This is a genomic window from Methanosarcina sp. DH1 (assembly GCF_020804205.1).
Taxonomy (GTDB): domain Archaea; phylum Halobacteriota; class Methanosarcinia; order Methanosarcinales; family Methanosarcinaceae; genus Methanosarcina; species Methanosarcina vacuolata.
On record NZ_WJBJ01000020.1, the window covers coordinates 61,708 to 74,341 of the forward strand.

The following is a 12,634-nucleotide window of genomic DNA, read 5'->3' on the forward strand; positions in this document are numbered from 1 at the left end:
GTTTTTATGAGAATATAATGAGGATATCCACACAAAACAACGAAGAGCCTTTGTCCAGAGTCAGGCCTTCTGCAGGCTTTAATTCGATCTTTCTGCAGATTTATAATTCAATATCTGCAGGCTTTAATTCGATCTTTCTGCAGGTTTATAATTCAATCTGCTTTTCAACGCCTCCGATTATTACTTTAAAACTGCCTGCCGGTATAGACTTAGTATTATATTCATAGTTGAGATTTCCTTCTGAATCTACTTCCACCTCTTGCACAGCTGTGATCTTGAGTTTGACAGTAGAACCACTTGCCTTTCCATCGATCCTGATATTATATGTCCCTGGAGGAACACCCGTCTGGGAAACAGTAGCAATACCGTTTTGTGCCTTTGCGCTTTTTGTTAACCACAGGATAATCTTTGCTCTCACATTAAGTTCATCAGCTCCTGTTGCCTGCACCGTAAAACTGTTGTCGAACCCGGAGGGGATTATTATATTTTCAAGCATGTACTCGTATTTTCCATCCTGTACCGTCACATCTTTTTCGAAGGACACCTGAACCTTCGCAGTATCTCCCACAAAGCCGGTTCCTTTTATCTCTATTACATCTCCAGCGGAATTCTCAGGAGTAAGTTCCCAACTGCCAGCTCCATCTGCTCCAGAAGACAGGTTTGAATTGTTGTAATCGATACGAATTGGGCCCGCAAAAGAATTGAAAATCAGATCATTATTTTCCAGGTACTCCAGCAATGCATATGCCCCGTTTCCAAAATTCGCATCGCCAAAAATCGTTTGATGGACAGTTTCACCGGTATCCCAGTCAAGTCCGAGCACTTCCCAGCCATCTGGCAACCTGTAGCCATTGATGAGGGCCATATTACCCGACTGGCTGTAAATCGGAACCATGCTTGTCGACGAAACATCTGATCTTGCCCATACTGAAGACCATTCATTTGTTGAGGTGTTCCATTGGAAGCGCTCGGCACCATATGCAGTATCATATGCCGGGCCCATGAGCGAGACCTGAAGAATCTTGTTCTGGCCTAAAAGGTCAGAGCTGACATTTTCCGGGATGTTATTCACAACAAAGGCTCCGTATCCAGATACGACTACGGACTGTTCCGTCTGTATCCATTCGGGAAGGGTTGTAAAATTGCAAGTTACCGGAATCTGCCCTGCGATACGTTCGGATCCCTCAGGGATTTCGTCGCGCCAGAATGCCACCAGGTTCATCTGTTTGGCACCATCGGTTATGACCACCAGCTTATCCTCATCGTCGCCGAATCCCATGAGCGTTGGAGTGGACCCTGTGCCATTGCCTACCTTGATCATGGGAGGTTGTTCCGAATTGGTATATGGGCTTGACCATGCACCATCAGCTTCATTGTCGGAAAGATTCTTGCCGTTCCAGACAAGCTTGTGCATAACACTATCGCTTGCCAGATATATGCCATTGTTTTCATCTACAGCAACTGAGTTGCTAACGTACTCACCACTCCCAAGCTTGTAAAAAGATGTAGAAGTTGTGTTGAGGTCGCGATTGATAACTGCCACTCCATTGCTAAAAGTGATAATAAGGTAGCCGTCGTATGTCATGGAAAGGCCAAATAATCTTGCGTACGGCGGGTGGTCGTCGCCCTGGATCGCAGTGACTACATCTTCTAGCATGTAGAGTTTCTTTATGCCTGCGGACGGGTTGTTCGGATCACTTAATGCAAACGCGTAGAGGTTATCCCCATAATTTGTATACAGCACATTTTCGTTATCGACCACCGAGTACAGCCCATTCCCAAAGCGGTCTGCGTAATTTTCACCGAAAAGGCTTTTCAAGGAACTATTCATCGAGCTTGTGTTCATTCCCACCGCAGACGACTCGCCAAAGGTACTGAAATTTTCATCCGGAACAGCCGGAGATGAGTTGTTTGACGCATCTGCAAGTGCCTCATATTTTGCCACCGCAGTCCAATTGTTGTCGGTCGCATTAACGTAGCTTACGCGATCGCTTCCAACTGCCCACATGTAATTCTTATTAGTGGATGCAAGAGTTATGATGTTTATCGGGCCGCCAGAGACAGTTGGTTGAGTCGTTGGGTCTACAGTGAAGTTACCGCGAGGAGGCCCGTAGGGTGTAGAGTCGCTCTGCGAAGAGTCAAAATGTGTGATGGCATAAAGTGAAGATGCCAGGTAGGGATTAACAGCGGGTCCGTTGACCACATCGGATGTGTTATTTGCGGATTCCTCGGCATCGGCGTTTGGAATGATGCCAAAAAGCACGATAGCGCACACCGAGATTGCAATCGTTAATACTAATCTTTGATTTGATTTCAGAGGATTTTCTATAGTCTTCATGAACCGCACCTTTTGATTTATTTATATTTGTATAAAGTTTATGTGCTTGAAGTATAAAATGTATCTTATTCAAGTTGTATAATAAAAAATAAATTTTTCATATATGATGAAAATTTAAAAATGTGGTCAAGTTTGAAAAACAGAATCTTAAGACATATTTTACTTTAATGTGAATTTCAACTATGATGTTTCATGTACTTGATTTTATACATCGAGTGCGTAAGTCTTTGGAATTAAGTACTATTTTTAAGGTCATTGTGTACATGAGTTTCGGAATAGTTTATGATCTTTCTATAAAGTTTACCTTATCAAGTATCCAATCCAGTTTCCACAGATATACACAGGTATGCGATCTATTTTCCCGATCTGTCAGTAATTCAAAAATGTACTTCCCGTTTATGTGCTCCCGGTTAAGGCAAAAACCTTTCCTGACAGCTTTCCTGACAGTGAATTTTTAGTTACAGGTCTCAGTATACGGTTGTAAGTTTAACAAAAAATATAGAATTTAATATTTTGAAGATGGTGTGGACATAAATATGGAAAAGGATTGCATGAGACGAAAAGAGTTCCACAGCCGATGATCTATGAAAAAGAATGCATTGCTTTTGAAGAATAGAGAATACAGGCAAAAGACAGGAAAAAATAGTAAAAAACAGGAAAAGACAGGAAAAAATAGTAAAAAACAGGAAAAGACGGGAAAAACAGTAAAAAACAGGAAAAAATAGTAAAAAACAGGAAAAGACGGGAAAAACAGTAAAAAACAGGAAAAAATAGTAAAAAACAGGAAAAGACGGGAAAAAATAAGTTAGCGGGCCCGCCGCGATTCGAACACGAGTCAATGGGTATCTTCGTAATTATCTTACTTCGAAGCCCATTAGGATATCCTGGCTACCCTACGAGCCCTTGGTGCAGCACTATTGATAGAAGCTATCCATATTAAACTTTTCTCTCAAAATTAAGGCTGCAGGGAATATAGGTAGAGAGAATTAGGCAAGGATCAGGATTTTATATCTCTCAAACGATTTTGAATTTTAAACATCATTTATGGGAAAAGATATTTCTGAAAATTCAGTACAAAATGTTCAAATTAGATAAGGATGGCAGAGGAATAAATAAAAATATATAGTAAGTGATACAGAATTAGCAGTACAAACTGGGTCAAAAAAATAAAGTAGATGATTTTCGTGAAAGACTATTTTCATGAAATTACTGTAAAACTAATGAAAAATAGTAAACCTTTATTCATTTATAAACAGCTTCTAAATCTCAGAGTAATTTAGAGACTGTTCTAAGCCTTCAAGTTAAGAATCTTATATATATTCACAGTCCGGGAAGCTATAAGGGTAAAGTACAGAAAAAGTGAGGATTTGCAAAAATGGAAAGGGTTTCAACAGGCATAGAGGAGCTGGACAGGAAGCTGAGTGGGGGTTATCCTGCAAATAAAGTAACCCTTATAACCGGTATAGCAGGAAGCGGGAAAACAATCTTTGGAATCCATTTTATTTATAAAAATTGTCTTGAAGGCAAAAAATGTATGATTATCGCAACTGAGGAAAGTCCTGAGGATATTCTTTATCAGGCAAGCCTGCTGGGGCGCGACCTCACATCGTACTATGAGAGTGGACAGCTTATTATACAAAATATCTTTGAAAGCCGTTCGGAAATAATAGGACAGACCAGATACGGTTTTAAGCCTGAAAGCCTGAACCTCGAAATCCCGAATCTGATAGAATTAATACATGAAGGAACGGAATGCCTCGTTATAGATAATATAGGTACCTTTGCTCTCAGGATTTCCATAAAAAAGCTCAGAGACCAGTTTGACGCGCTAAACTACATGGTAAGGAAGAAAGGCTGTACAGCTCTTTTAATCATGGATGAATCCGCACACAACATGACCTACCAGCTTGCTGAATATTCGGTTTATGGGTCTATTCACCTTTTAGTAAGGGAAAATTCTTATCTTGGAAAAATGGAGCGCTACCTGAGCATACCAAAGATGCGCAGTACCCCTATTTCCCCTGAAATGTCTATTTTTGAAATTACATCTGAAGGGATTGTAGTTCGTGAGTCTAGGGGATGAAACCTTGCAGAATGAAGATAGCAAACCTAAAATCCTGATTGTCGATGATGTGCTTGAGAACATAGAGCTTATAGAGGCCTACCTTTCGGTGGAGCCATATGATCTTATTACTGCCAACAGTGGAAAGGAAGCTATCCAGAAATTAAAGGAAGAAAAGCTCGATATGATCTTGCTGGATATCATGATGCCTGAAATAAGCGGCTATGAGGTATGCAAAATTATCAAAAAAGACCCCGAAACTCAATTCATTCCGGTTTTGATGCTCACAGCTCTTTCTGAAATTGAAGACCGAATAAAAGGGATTGAAGCCGGAGCTGATGATTTCCTGACGAAACCTATAAACAGGCTTGAGCTTAAGACCCGGGTGAAATCCTTACTCCGGGTAAAATGCATGCATGACCGGCTGGTAGCTGACCGTAACAGCCTTGAGGTAAAAAACCGGGTACAGGGTATTCTTACTGCAATTATTCCCACTCTTCTAAGGGTTATTTCTAATGAGGAAAAAAAGGTCATAATTAACCAGATGACAGGCATGGTCGAAAAAATGCTGTTCGACACATATCACCTTGAGAACAGGGAAATGGACTTCGCCTATGCAGGCGAGGTCTGTGCCGAGATAATGAATCAGCTGGGTGGAAGCTTTTCCTCTGAAAAAGGTGAAAAAGAAAGTTCATGGATAGTAAGAGGAACAAAGTGCCCCTGGAAAGGAGAAGAAGCCCGTAAAAATCCTATTTTATGCACCTTGACACGGAAAATTTTTTCGGACATAACTTTGAAAGTGGACTCTGATTTCAGTGTAGAGGCGCTGAAGACTATAGGGAACAGGAACGATTGCTGTGAATTCCTTATAAAGGTAGTGTGAAATTTCGTTTTTCTGAAATCAGTTTTTTACTAAATTTCATGTTCAGCAAATGGCCATAGCCCGAAAGTTGCCATTTCATATTTTCAGTATTTAGATTTTCTACCTTGACTCCGACTTTTTGTAGGGAATATATTGAGATCAATATTTTTTTCATGAGTTTTTTTCAGTCTTTATGACTTTTCTTTCAAAAAAATGCGATTTTGACCATGATCTACAATAAATAAAAATAGCCTGTGATATCTTTATAGCTTGTAATATCTTTATAGCTTGTGAGATCTTATAAAATTATGTTTGTATTGACTATTTTTCATATTCCAATTAAACGTATCCTGGAAACGTTCCTGATTCGGAAGAATTTTCAGGCATTGTAGACAAAATCATAAATCTGCTGACTGAATTAAATATCTGTTCTGAAAATATTTCGTTCTTTCCTTTTGTCATCCTTCTTTTCTGGTTATGACTTTTTGTTTTACTAATCTTAACAACACATGAACCTCAAAAATTTTATATAGTCTTGGACCTGATTCTGTAGTACAAAATTACGGGGGTAATGGTTAATTGAATAAGTTACGTCAGGCAGATCCCGAAGTCAGGGAGGATTTGCAGGGAAGAATCGAGGTTTTCGATCAGAGCATAAGAAGTTTTGAAAAACGACTCCGGGCAGTCGAGAGACGCCTTTCTATGGGAGCTTCTCCTGAACTGCAAACTGGCAGAGTTTTCTCAGGAAATTTTACAGGACTTTATCCGGAGGAAAATGCAGGAAGCGTCGCTGCACACTCCTCAATTTATCCACAGGTGCCATCGGTTTCTCCTGAAGCTTCTATTCACGGAAATTCTTTTTTTTCGGATTTAGTCCCTTCAGTTTCGGAAGGAAATATTTCAAATTTTGAATTCAGTGCAGTACTTCCTTCGAGCGAGCCTTCGAATTTTTCTACATTTTCCGGGGAAAATTCCTCCGAAATGTCCGGAGCCAATTATAAAATCAAGAGCATAAATGAGGTTTTTTCAAGCCTATCCGAAAGTCTCCGTTCCCTTCATGCTGCTCTATCCGAGCTTTCGAATTTTACTTATAACAACCTCAAACCCGAAATCGAAAAACTGGATATGGAGTTCCGTAATCTCAAGGTTCAGCAAGATGAAAAAAGTGAGTATATAAAGGAACTTGAGTCCCGTGTAGAAATCCTTGAAAACCAGAACAGGTTTACCCTCGGCTCTATGAAAATTCCTTTTGAGATTTCAGGAATTGCCGGGTCTTCAGCACTTTTCCTTACCGGCTTCCTTGTCTGGTCAGGCAGGTGGGATGTCATAAAATCTCCTTATTTCTCTGCTGGGCTTGCCGTACTGATGGCAGGAGCCGTTTTCATGAAGTTTTACACGGCCAACCGCAGGAAGAAAGTACTGACAGACAAGTTATGAAAAACAGACAAGTTATGATATAGGCTCTACTGTAAAAATATACTTCAATATTTACTTCAATATTTACCTCATTTTTGAGAGAAACCAGAAGGAGACCCAGAGAGAAGATCCAGAGAGAAGACCTAGAGAGAAGACCAAAAAATATATCGTTCCCAATTATTTGGTTGATTGTATTTCCAGAGTACCTTAATACTGTTCCCAGCTTTGTATCCCGTTTTTGTGAAGTTAAGCGTATCTTAACCCTGTGAACCAGAAAATAATGAAACTATTCATTCCTGGTAAGACCGCATCAATAACTTCCTTTATTCAGATTTAACTGGTAAATTTCAGTGATTTTGTCGTCTTTAATTAGTACCAAATGATTATACTTTTTCTTTTTTCATCATTAGTTACCTGGCATATCTATTACTTCAAAATCAATAGAATCTGACTAATTTTAGATGATTTTTAGATGATTAATAGTTACCAAAAAGATATAAATACTATATTACCTACCGATATATCACTTGCCGATATATCGGGGTGCGAACTATGGAAGAAAGCATCGAGAATAATAAAATGTGTACAGAAATCAGGCGGGCTTTTCTCAAGTATATCGTGCTGAAAATTATTAAAGAGAAACCTACTCATGGTTATGACATCATCAAGACGGTCGAGCTCCGCTCAAACGGGCGATGGACTCCGAGCGCAGGCTCGATCTACCCAATCCTGGAGAAACTTGAATCAAAAGGATTCATCCAGAGCGAGGGGATAGAACGCAGAAAAGTATACACGATCACTCCCAAGGGAGTGAAAGGACTGGACCGCATGACACAGGAAAAACTGGAGCTCCTGAACGAAATGTCCCGGATCGTCAACAATGTGATTGAAGGTGACGATAACAGTGATGCAAAAGGGGAGGGCGACGATACCCAGGATGTTATGCAGCAGTCTAAGGCGGCGCAAGACTGTGATTTCCAGAATCAAGAAGATGATAACAATAAAAACGGAAGGTAATAAATTGAGTGAAAATCACAATGGGAAAAGTATTGCATACAAATGGGTTGCACTGTTTAATGTGACCCTTGCATCACTGATGGGCTCTATTAACGGCAGCATTATCCTGATCTCCCTTCCCGCAATATTCAAGGGAATCCATATGAACCCAATGGCTCCGGGTGCATTCCAGTACTTGCTGTGGCTCCTGATGGGTTTTGGCCTGGTAACGGCTACACTGCTCCTCACTATTGGCCGGCTGGCAGACATGTATGGTCGGGTAAAATTGTTCCGGCTTGGATTCCTTATATTCGCTATCGGTTCAACCCTGCTCTATTTAACGCCTGACACAGGCAATGCTGGTGCTCTTGAGCTAGTTATTTTCAGGCTTATACAGGCTGTAGGCAGTGCATTCACTATAGCAAACGGCTCAGCAATTATTACAGATGCATTTCCGGTCAGCGAGAGGGGAAAGGCACTCGGCATAAATATGGTTGCCTTCATGTCCGGCCAGTTCATTGGCTTGCTGCTCGGTGGTGTACTGGCGACATACAACTGGCGCTATGTGTTCCTGGTCAACATTCCCTTTGCGGTTCTTGGAACAGTGTGGTCCTACTGGAAGATGAAAGATATTTCATTCCGGGCATCCAGAACCAGCCTCGATATTGTGGGAAACTTACTTTTTGTCGGTGGGCTGACCTCGCTTCTGATCGGTGTCACTTATGCCCTGATGCCTTACGAGCATGATGGTATAACCGATGCAATGGGCTGGAACAACCCCTGGGTAATGGCAGCGTTAGGTGTCGGGATCTTATTGCTGATCGCTTTCCCGTTTGTCGAGAGCAAGGTGAAAAACCCTATGTTCAAGCTGGAGTTCTTCAAGATCAGGGCTTTTGCCTACGGGTGTCTCGCCAGTTTTACTGCAGCTATTGCACGAGGTGGTGCAATGTTCATGCTTATTCTTCTGCTGCAAGGGATCTGGCTGCCACTTCATGGTTACAGCTTTGAGGACACGCCGTTATGGGCAGGTATCTATATGTTACCCATGACTCTCGGCTTTATGGTCATGGGCCCGATTTCCGGGATCCTCTCGGATAAGTATGGTCCTCGATGGATCGCCACTACAGGGATGGCTATCGTTACATTTGTCTTCGTCGGGCTCTCGCTACTTCCTTATAACTTCGACTACTGGGAACTGGGAATACTGATTTTCTTCATGGGCATTGGTAACGGTATGTTTGCCTCTCCTAACAGTTCATCGATAATGAATTCTGTGCCGCCTCAGAACCGGGGTGTCGCATCGGGCATGTTGTCCACGCTAGCGAACTCAGCCAGTACCCTGAGCATGTCCGTATTCTTCACCGTTGTGATTGTGGGAATTCAGGAAGCTTTCCCTGGTGCAGTTAAGGCTTCGTTAGCCAGCTTTGGGTCTGAACAGATTATCCCTGCTGTGCAACAGCTCGCCAGTTATCTAGCCAGTATGTCACCGACCAACGCTTTGTTCTCTGCTTTCCTGGGCTACAACCCTATGGATTCAGTTCTGAAATCTATGGATTCGAGTATTGTTAGCTCAATACCGCAACAAATCGTGACCACACTGACAAGTAACTACTGGTTCCCGCAGACATTACAGCAGGCATTCATGCCAGCACTGCGGATTTCGTTCATAATCGGAGCTATACTCTGTGGCATAGCTGCAGTGCTGTCGGCAATGAGGGGACAAAGGTATGTGTACGAGGCTCACAGTTCAGTTAATAATATTAACAAAGGTGATCTTGCAACAGTAGAGGAAACACATACCTAAATTTGGCATACCGGGCAGGAATTATCGCAACGTAATAAGAATGAAAAAACAGGAAGTACGGAGAATTGGAAGTACGGAGAAATGAAAGTACAGATAAATGATGCAGAAACAAGATCCAGTATTCTTTCTGCTTCAGATTCTTCCAGTATAAATATATCCAGAGCAATTCAGCTCCGAATCACCTTCAGAAAATAATCGCTGGTGAAATCTCTGTATCCTTCTCTCATTACTTTTATCTTAATATACCCTTCAGCTTTCCCGGAGGCAGTTCGGGATTCGAAATTTTCAATATTACATTTCCCTCGAGGTCGGTAACGCCTGAATAGGCTTTCTTCCTATCCGGACTCCAGGCAATCACATTTGCGTCCCCTATACCGCGATTCTCGCTGTCAAACACTTTTACAAGCAAGCTCAGGTTTGTTTCCGTATTACTGCCTCCCTCAGTGGACGGTAAGGAAAGTACACTCATATTTGCTGTAGCATACATAGGTTTTGGAGGAGTAGGGGCATTGCTAAGGGCCGAGAGAACTGCGCAAAATCCTATAAGACCCACAACAGTAAGAAGGGGCAAGGGACACCAGAAGAAGCGCAAAATTATTGTTGTGTATCCCGGGTAGAAAACATGAGATTATATCCAGCAGGTAACCTCCGAGAACTGAAAAAAAAGTAAGAGTTAGGAGACGTCTTCTACTCAGCCAACTGCCCAGAATTTGATTCAAACTATAGTAAAGATACACCAGAGATCGCAATTATAACTGTTTATAAATATTTTTAACATCTTTGGTAAAGAGATTGTTCTGGTCGCGTTCGTGAGTTATTGATTAATTATGAAACTAATTTTCTTACTAAAAATTCAGACAAGTTTTTCGAAAATACTTAATTCGAACATCTGAAAACTTCCTCAACCCCCGAATGCTCACGAAGTGGGCAGATATCGGGTGGCCACTGCAGAAAATAAGAAAAATTTGCATCGATACTATTGCGTTTACATGTTGGTACATATCAGAAGCAGCCCAAAGAGCTCAGTATGAACGGATACTCGGATATACGGGTTTATTGCAATTTTTAGGTTCTTCATCATTCCCTATGGATAAGATGATTTTCAATTCAAGACCCACTGGTTTTTATGAGGAAATTATGAGGATATCCACACAAAACAAAGAAGAACCAATTTTTATAACATATCACTTTTGACTTTTCGGATAGGCTCTAAATGAAAGTTGTGGGCTGGTGAAGATGTATAGTTTCGCCCTTGCTTGGAGAGGGGACAGGATGAATCAATAAGGCCTGCACACGTAGCGCAATTGTTACTTCTTCTTTCTTACATACATGACTGCCCCAAGCACTGCTGCAAGTACCCAGAAAGAGCTTATAAAGGGAGTACTTTTTAATTTAGTATCATTGGATTTTCCTGCCTGCTTACCTGCTGTTCCTGTATTTTCCGTTTTTCCATTATCAATGGTCTTATTTTCGGTTACATTCTCTTCCTGCTTGCTTGCTGTTTGTGTATTTTCTATAGTTTCAGTTTCGTTCGTCTTATTTCCGGCCTGACCTTCTCCTTGCCATTTACCCTGAGCTTTCAACTCCTCGATTACTGCATCCCTATCTGAAACAGGGTGTTTTCCTGGAACGCCGATACCAACACGGAAAAGTTGTTTATTGAGATCCACATCATTCAGCATCAAGAGAACTGACTCGTTCTGGATGAACTCAACTTCGACTTCGGTCTTTATATTAGTTCCCCTTTCGGATCTCACTTTTATAGTTTCTGTATGCAGGGGGTTATAAAGCCACTCGCTAACTGTAATTGTAGCAATTGTATGGTCACGAAACATATCAACCTTACTTACTGTACCAATAACTATACGGTCAGAGTTGTTTATCTGGTACGGGATTTCTAATGCTTCTGAAGCAAATGAAGCTACTGCTAGATTTAACGTCAAAAAAAGTAGAACGAATGTAAATAATAACATGGAAAATGAACTCAATCGTTTAGTCAAAATTCTCCCATTCCTTATTGTAAAAGATAAAAGGATTAATCTCATATTCAACTTATTAATCCTAAAAAATTGTGTAGTCTTCGAAGGCTACTTGAATAGTTAAATTACTTTTAGATTGTACTCAGTAGCTCTTCCTGACTAACAGTTTCATCAGGTCTTATAGCTTTTCCATCGTCAGTTAATGTGAATTTGCACCTGCATTGTTCCACGTATTTGTAGATGCAGTTAAAGCGCTTGACCAAGAACTCGGAATTGTTGAATCCTTCTGGATTCATTTATTTCACTCCTAGTTATTTTCCCCTAGGAGGCAGAATCAGACAAGCTTAAATATACGCAAAGCTAACATAATTACTGACTCTTAGGTATAAGTTATAGAGTTCGGGCGGTACCTGGGAAGCACTTCTGAACTTTACAAACTCTTTTTTATTAAATCCTTTATAAGTTTTCTGTGTAAATTATTAAACTGATTGTTTTTAGCATTCCTTTGAGTTAGTAAATGTTTTCTGATCTTTGATTGTTTGAGAGTTTGCACGGAAAGTTTATATAGTCCTACCTGCCGCGAGTATCCCCCAGATATCAATAAAAAAGAAAGGTATAATTATAGATATTAATTAAGATATATATTTATGAAATGACCCCCTAAGATAAAAATACATTTTACTATATTTCAATAAATTGAACAAAAATACGCCATAGATGACGAATTTTGAATAGGAACAAAATTTTTGAGTTTACTAATTTTTATTACTTTAAACAACAAATTTTGGGTCGTATATTAGTAGATGGTTGATATTTTGTGTTTGAGTGTTTTTGCTCAAGTTACATCTGTTTTCTAAGCTTACCTGCATACAGGAAATTAAGTGTACACAAAGCCGAAAATGAGAGCGAAACGCGAATTCGTGAGTACTAGAGGAAATATCAATTGATTATTAGGGATTATCAATCGTTTGGTAAAGATTCTTATTACTGGACCGATGACAGTGGTATTCACTTTCACTTTGGTCCAAAAGATAACGCTTTATTAGAGATGATGGGAGATTCATATGTAGGCCTAGTTTTTGCGGAGTTCTTGCAATTTTAGTTCCTGTAGTGAGTGGTTATTGGGAGTTTTTGCAACATTATTAATTGCGAAGATCTCTTTGGTGGAATATACAGA

Annotated in this window: 11 protein-coding genes and 1 tRNA gene; 6 read left to right on the forward strand and 6 right to left on the reverse strand. The window is 40.5% G+C overall.

The window, feature by feature from the left end; genetic code table 11:
- Nucleotides 1-145: 145 nt before the first annotated feature.
- Complete coding sequence (locus tag FXW07_RS10645) at nucleotides 146-2,338, reverse strand: hypothetical protein (protein WP_229395419.1); 2,193 nt, start codon at nucleotides 2,336-2,338, stop codon at nucleotides 146-148.
- A 584-nt stretch (nucleotides 2,339-2,922) separates the two neighbouring features.
- On the opposite strand from FXW07_RS10645, the gene FXW07_RS10650 reads away from it, so the two are divergent.
- Entirely contained in the window at nucleotides 2,923-3,063 is a 141-nt protein-coding gene (locus tag FXW07_RS10650) for a hypothetical protein (protein WP_229395420.1), read from the forward strand.
- An 84-nt stretch (nucleotides 3,064-3,147) separates the two neighbouring features.
- On the opposite strand, the gene FXW07_RS10655 is transcribed toward FXW07_RS10650, so the two are convergent.
- A tRNA-Arg gene (locus FXW07_RS10655) sits at nucleotides 3,148-3,241 on the reverse strand.
- A gap of 472 nt (nucleotides 3,242-3,713) precedes the next feature.
- Between FXW07_RS10655 and FXW07_RS10660 the strand changes: the two genes are divergently transcribed.
- Nucleotides 3,714-4,421: an ATPase domain-containing protein gene (locus tag FXW07_RS10660; RefSeq protein ID WP_229395421.1), complete on the forward strand. Its 708-nt coding sequence runs from the start codon at nucleotides 3,714-3,716 to the stop codon at nucleotides 4,419-4,421.
- Between the two features lie 4 nt (nucleotides 4,422-4,425).
- Complete coding sequence (locus FXW07_RS10665; RefSeq protein WP_229395422.1) at nucleotides 4,426-5,283, forward strand: methanogen output domain 1-containing protein; 858 nt, start codon at nucleotides 4,426-4,428, stop codon at nucleotides 5,281-5,283.
- Nucleotides 5,284-5,601: 318 nt separating this feature from the next.
- Here FXW07_RS10665 and FXW07_RS19325 read toward each other — a convergent pair whose 3' ends face one another.
- Nucleotides 5,602-5,724, reverse strand: a complete 123-nt coding sequence (locus FXW07_RS19325) for a hypothetical protein (RefSeq protein WP_255679043.1) — start codon at nucleotides 5,722-5,724, stop codon at nucleotides 5,602-5,604.
- Nucleotides 5,725-5,841: 117 nt separating this feature from the next.
- Between FXW07_RS19325 and FXW07_RS10670 the strand changes: the two genes are divergently transcribed.
- From FXW07_RS10670 to FXW07_RS10680, 3 genes are all read left to right on the forward strand, one after another.
- Nucleotides 5,842-6,699, forward strand: coding sequence for a hypothetical protein (locus FXW07_RS10670; protein WP_229395423.1), 858 nt, complete (start codon nucleotides 5,842-5,844; stop codon nucleotides 6,697-6,699).
- Between the two features lie 531 nt (nucleotides 6,700-7,230).
- Nucleotides 7,231-7,695: a PadR family transcriptional regulator gene (locus FXW07_RS10675; protein WP_229395424.1), complete on the forward strand. Its 465-nt coding sequence runs from the start codon at nucleotides 7,231-7,233 to the stop codon at nucleotides 7,693-7,695.
- A gap of 4 nt (nucleotides 7,696-7,699) precedes the next feature.
- Entirely contained in the window at nucleotides 7,700-9,478 is a 1,779-nt protein-coding gene (locus FXW07_RS10680; protein WP_229395425.1) for an MFS transporter, read from the forward strand.
- 232 nt (nucleotides 9,479-9,710) lie between these two features.
- On the opposite strand, the gene FXW07_RS10685 is transcribed toward FXW07_RS10680, so the two are convergent.
- The 3 genes from FXW07_RS10685 to FXW07_RS10695 all read right to left on the reverse strand — a co-directional run bounded on the left by FXW07_RS10685 (nucleotide 9,711) and on the right by FXW07_RS10695 (nucleotide 11,753).
- The gene (locus FXW07_RS10685) at nucleotides 9,711-10,049 is read right to left on the reverse strand and encodes a carboxypeptidase regulatory-like domain-containing protein (RefSeq protein WP_229395426.1); all 339 of its coding nucleotides are present in this window, start codon (nucleotides 10,047-10,049) and stop codon (nucleotides 9,711-9,713) included.
- A 736-nt stretch (nucleotides 10,050-10,785) separates the two neighbouring features.
- Nucleotides 10,786-11,451: a hypothetical protein gene (locus FXW07_RS10690; RefSeq protein ID WP_229395427.1), complete on the reverse strand. Its 666-nt coding sequence runs from the start codon at nucleotides 11,449-11,451 to the stop codon at nucleotides 10,786-10,788.
- A gap of 137 nt (nucleotides 11,452-11,588) precedes the next feature.
- Entirely contained in the window at nucleotides 11,589-11,753 is a 165-nt protein-coding gene (locus FXW07_RS10695) for a hypothetical protein (RefSeq protein ID WP_155398138.1), read from the reverse strand.
- Nucleotides 11,754-12,634: the final 881 nt, after the last annotated feature.

Excerpts from the sequence above, each read along its gene's own strand:
- FXW07_RS10660 (WP_229395421.1), top strand. The coding sequence starts at position 3,714 with ATGGAAAGGGTTTCAACAGGCATAGAGGAGCTGGACAGGAAGCTGAGT.
- FXW07_RS10690 (WP_229395427.1), bottom strand. The coding sequence starts at position 11,451 with ATGTTATTATTTACATTCGTTCTACTTTTTTTGACGTTAAATCTAGCA.
- FXW07_RS19325 (WP_255679043.1), bottom strand. The coding sequence starts at position 5,724 with ATGACAAAAGGAAAGAACGAAATATTTTCAGAACAGATATTTAATTCA.
- FXW07_RS10675 (WP_229395424.1), top strand. The coding sequence starts at position 7,231 with ATGGAAGAAAGCATCGAGAATAATAAAATGTGTACAGAAATCAGGCGG.
- FXW07_RS10645 (WP_229395419.1), bottom strand. The coding sequence starts at position 2,338 with ATGAAGACTATAGAAAATCCTCTGAAATCAAATCAAAGATTAGTATTA.
- FXW07_RS10650 (WP_229395420.1), top strand. The coding sequence starts at position 2,923 with ATGAAAAAGAATGCATTGCTTTTGAAGAATAGAGAATACAGGCAAAAG.
- FXW07_RS10695 (WP_155398138.1), bottom strand. The coding sequence starts at position 11,753 with ATGAATCCAGAAGGATTCAACAATTCCGAGTTCTTGGTCAAGCGCTTT.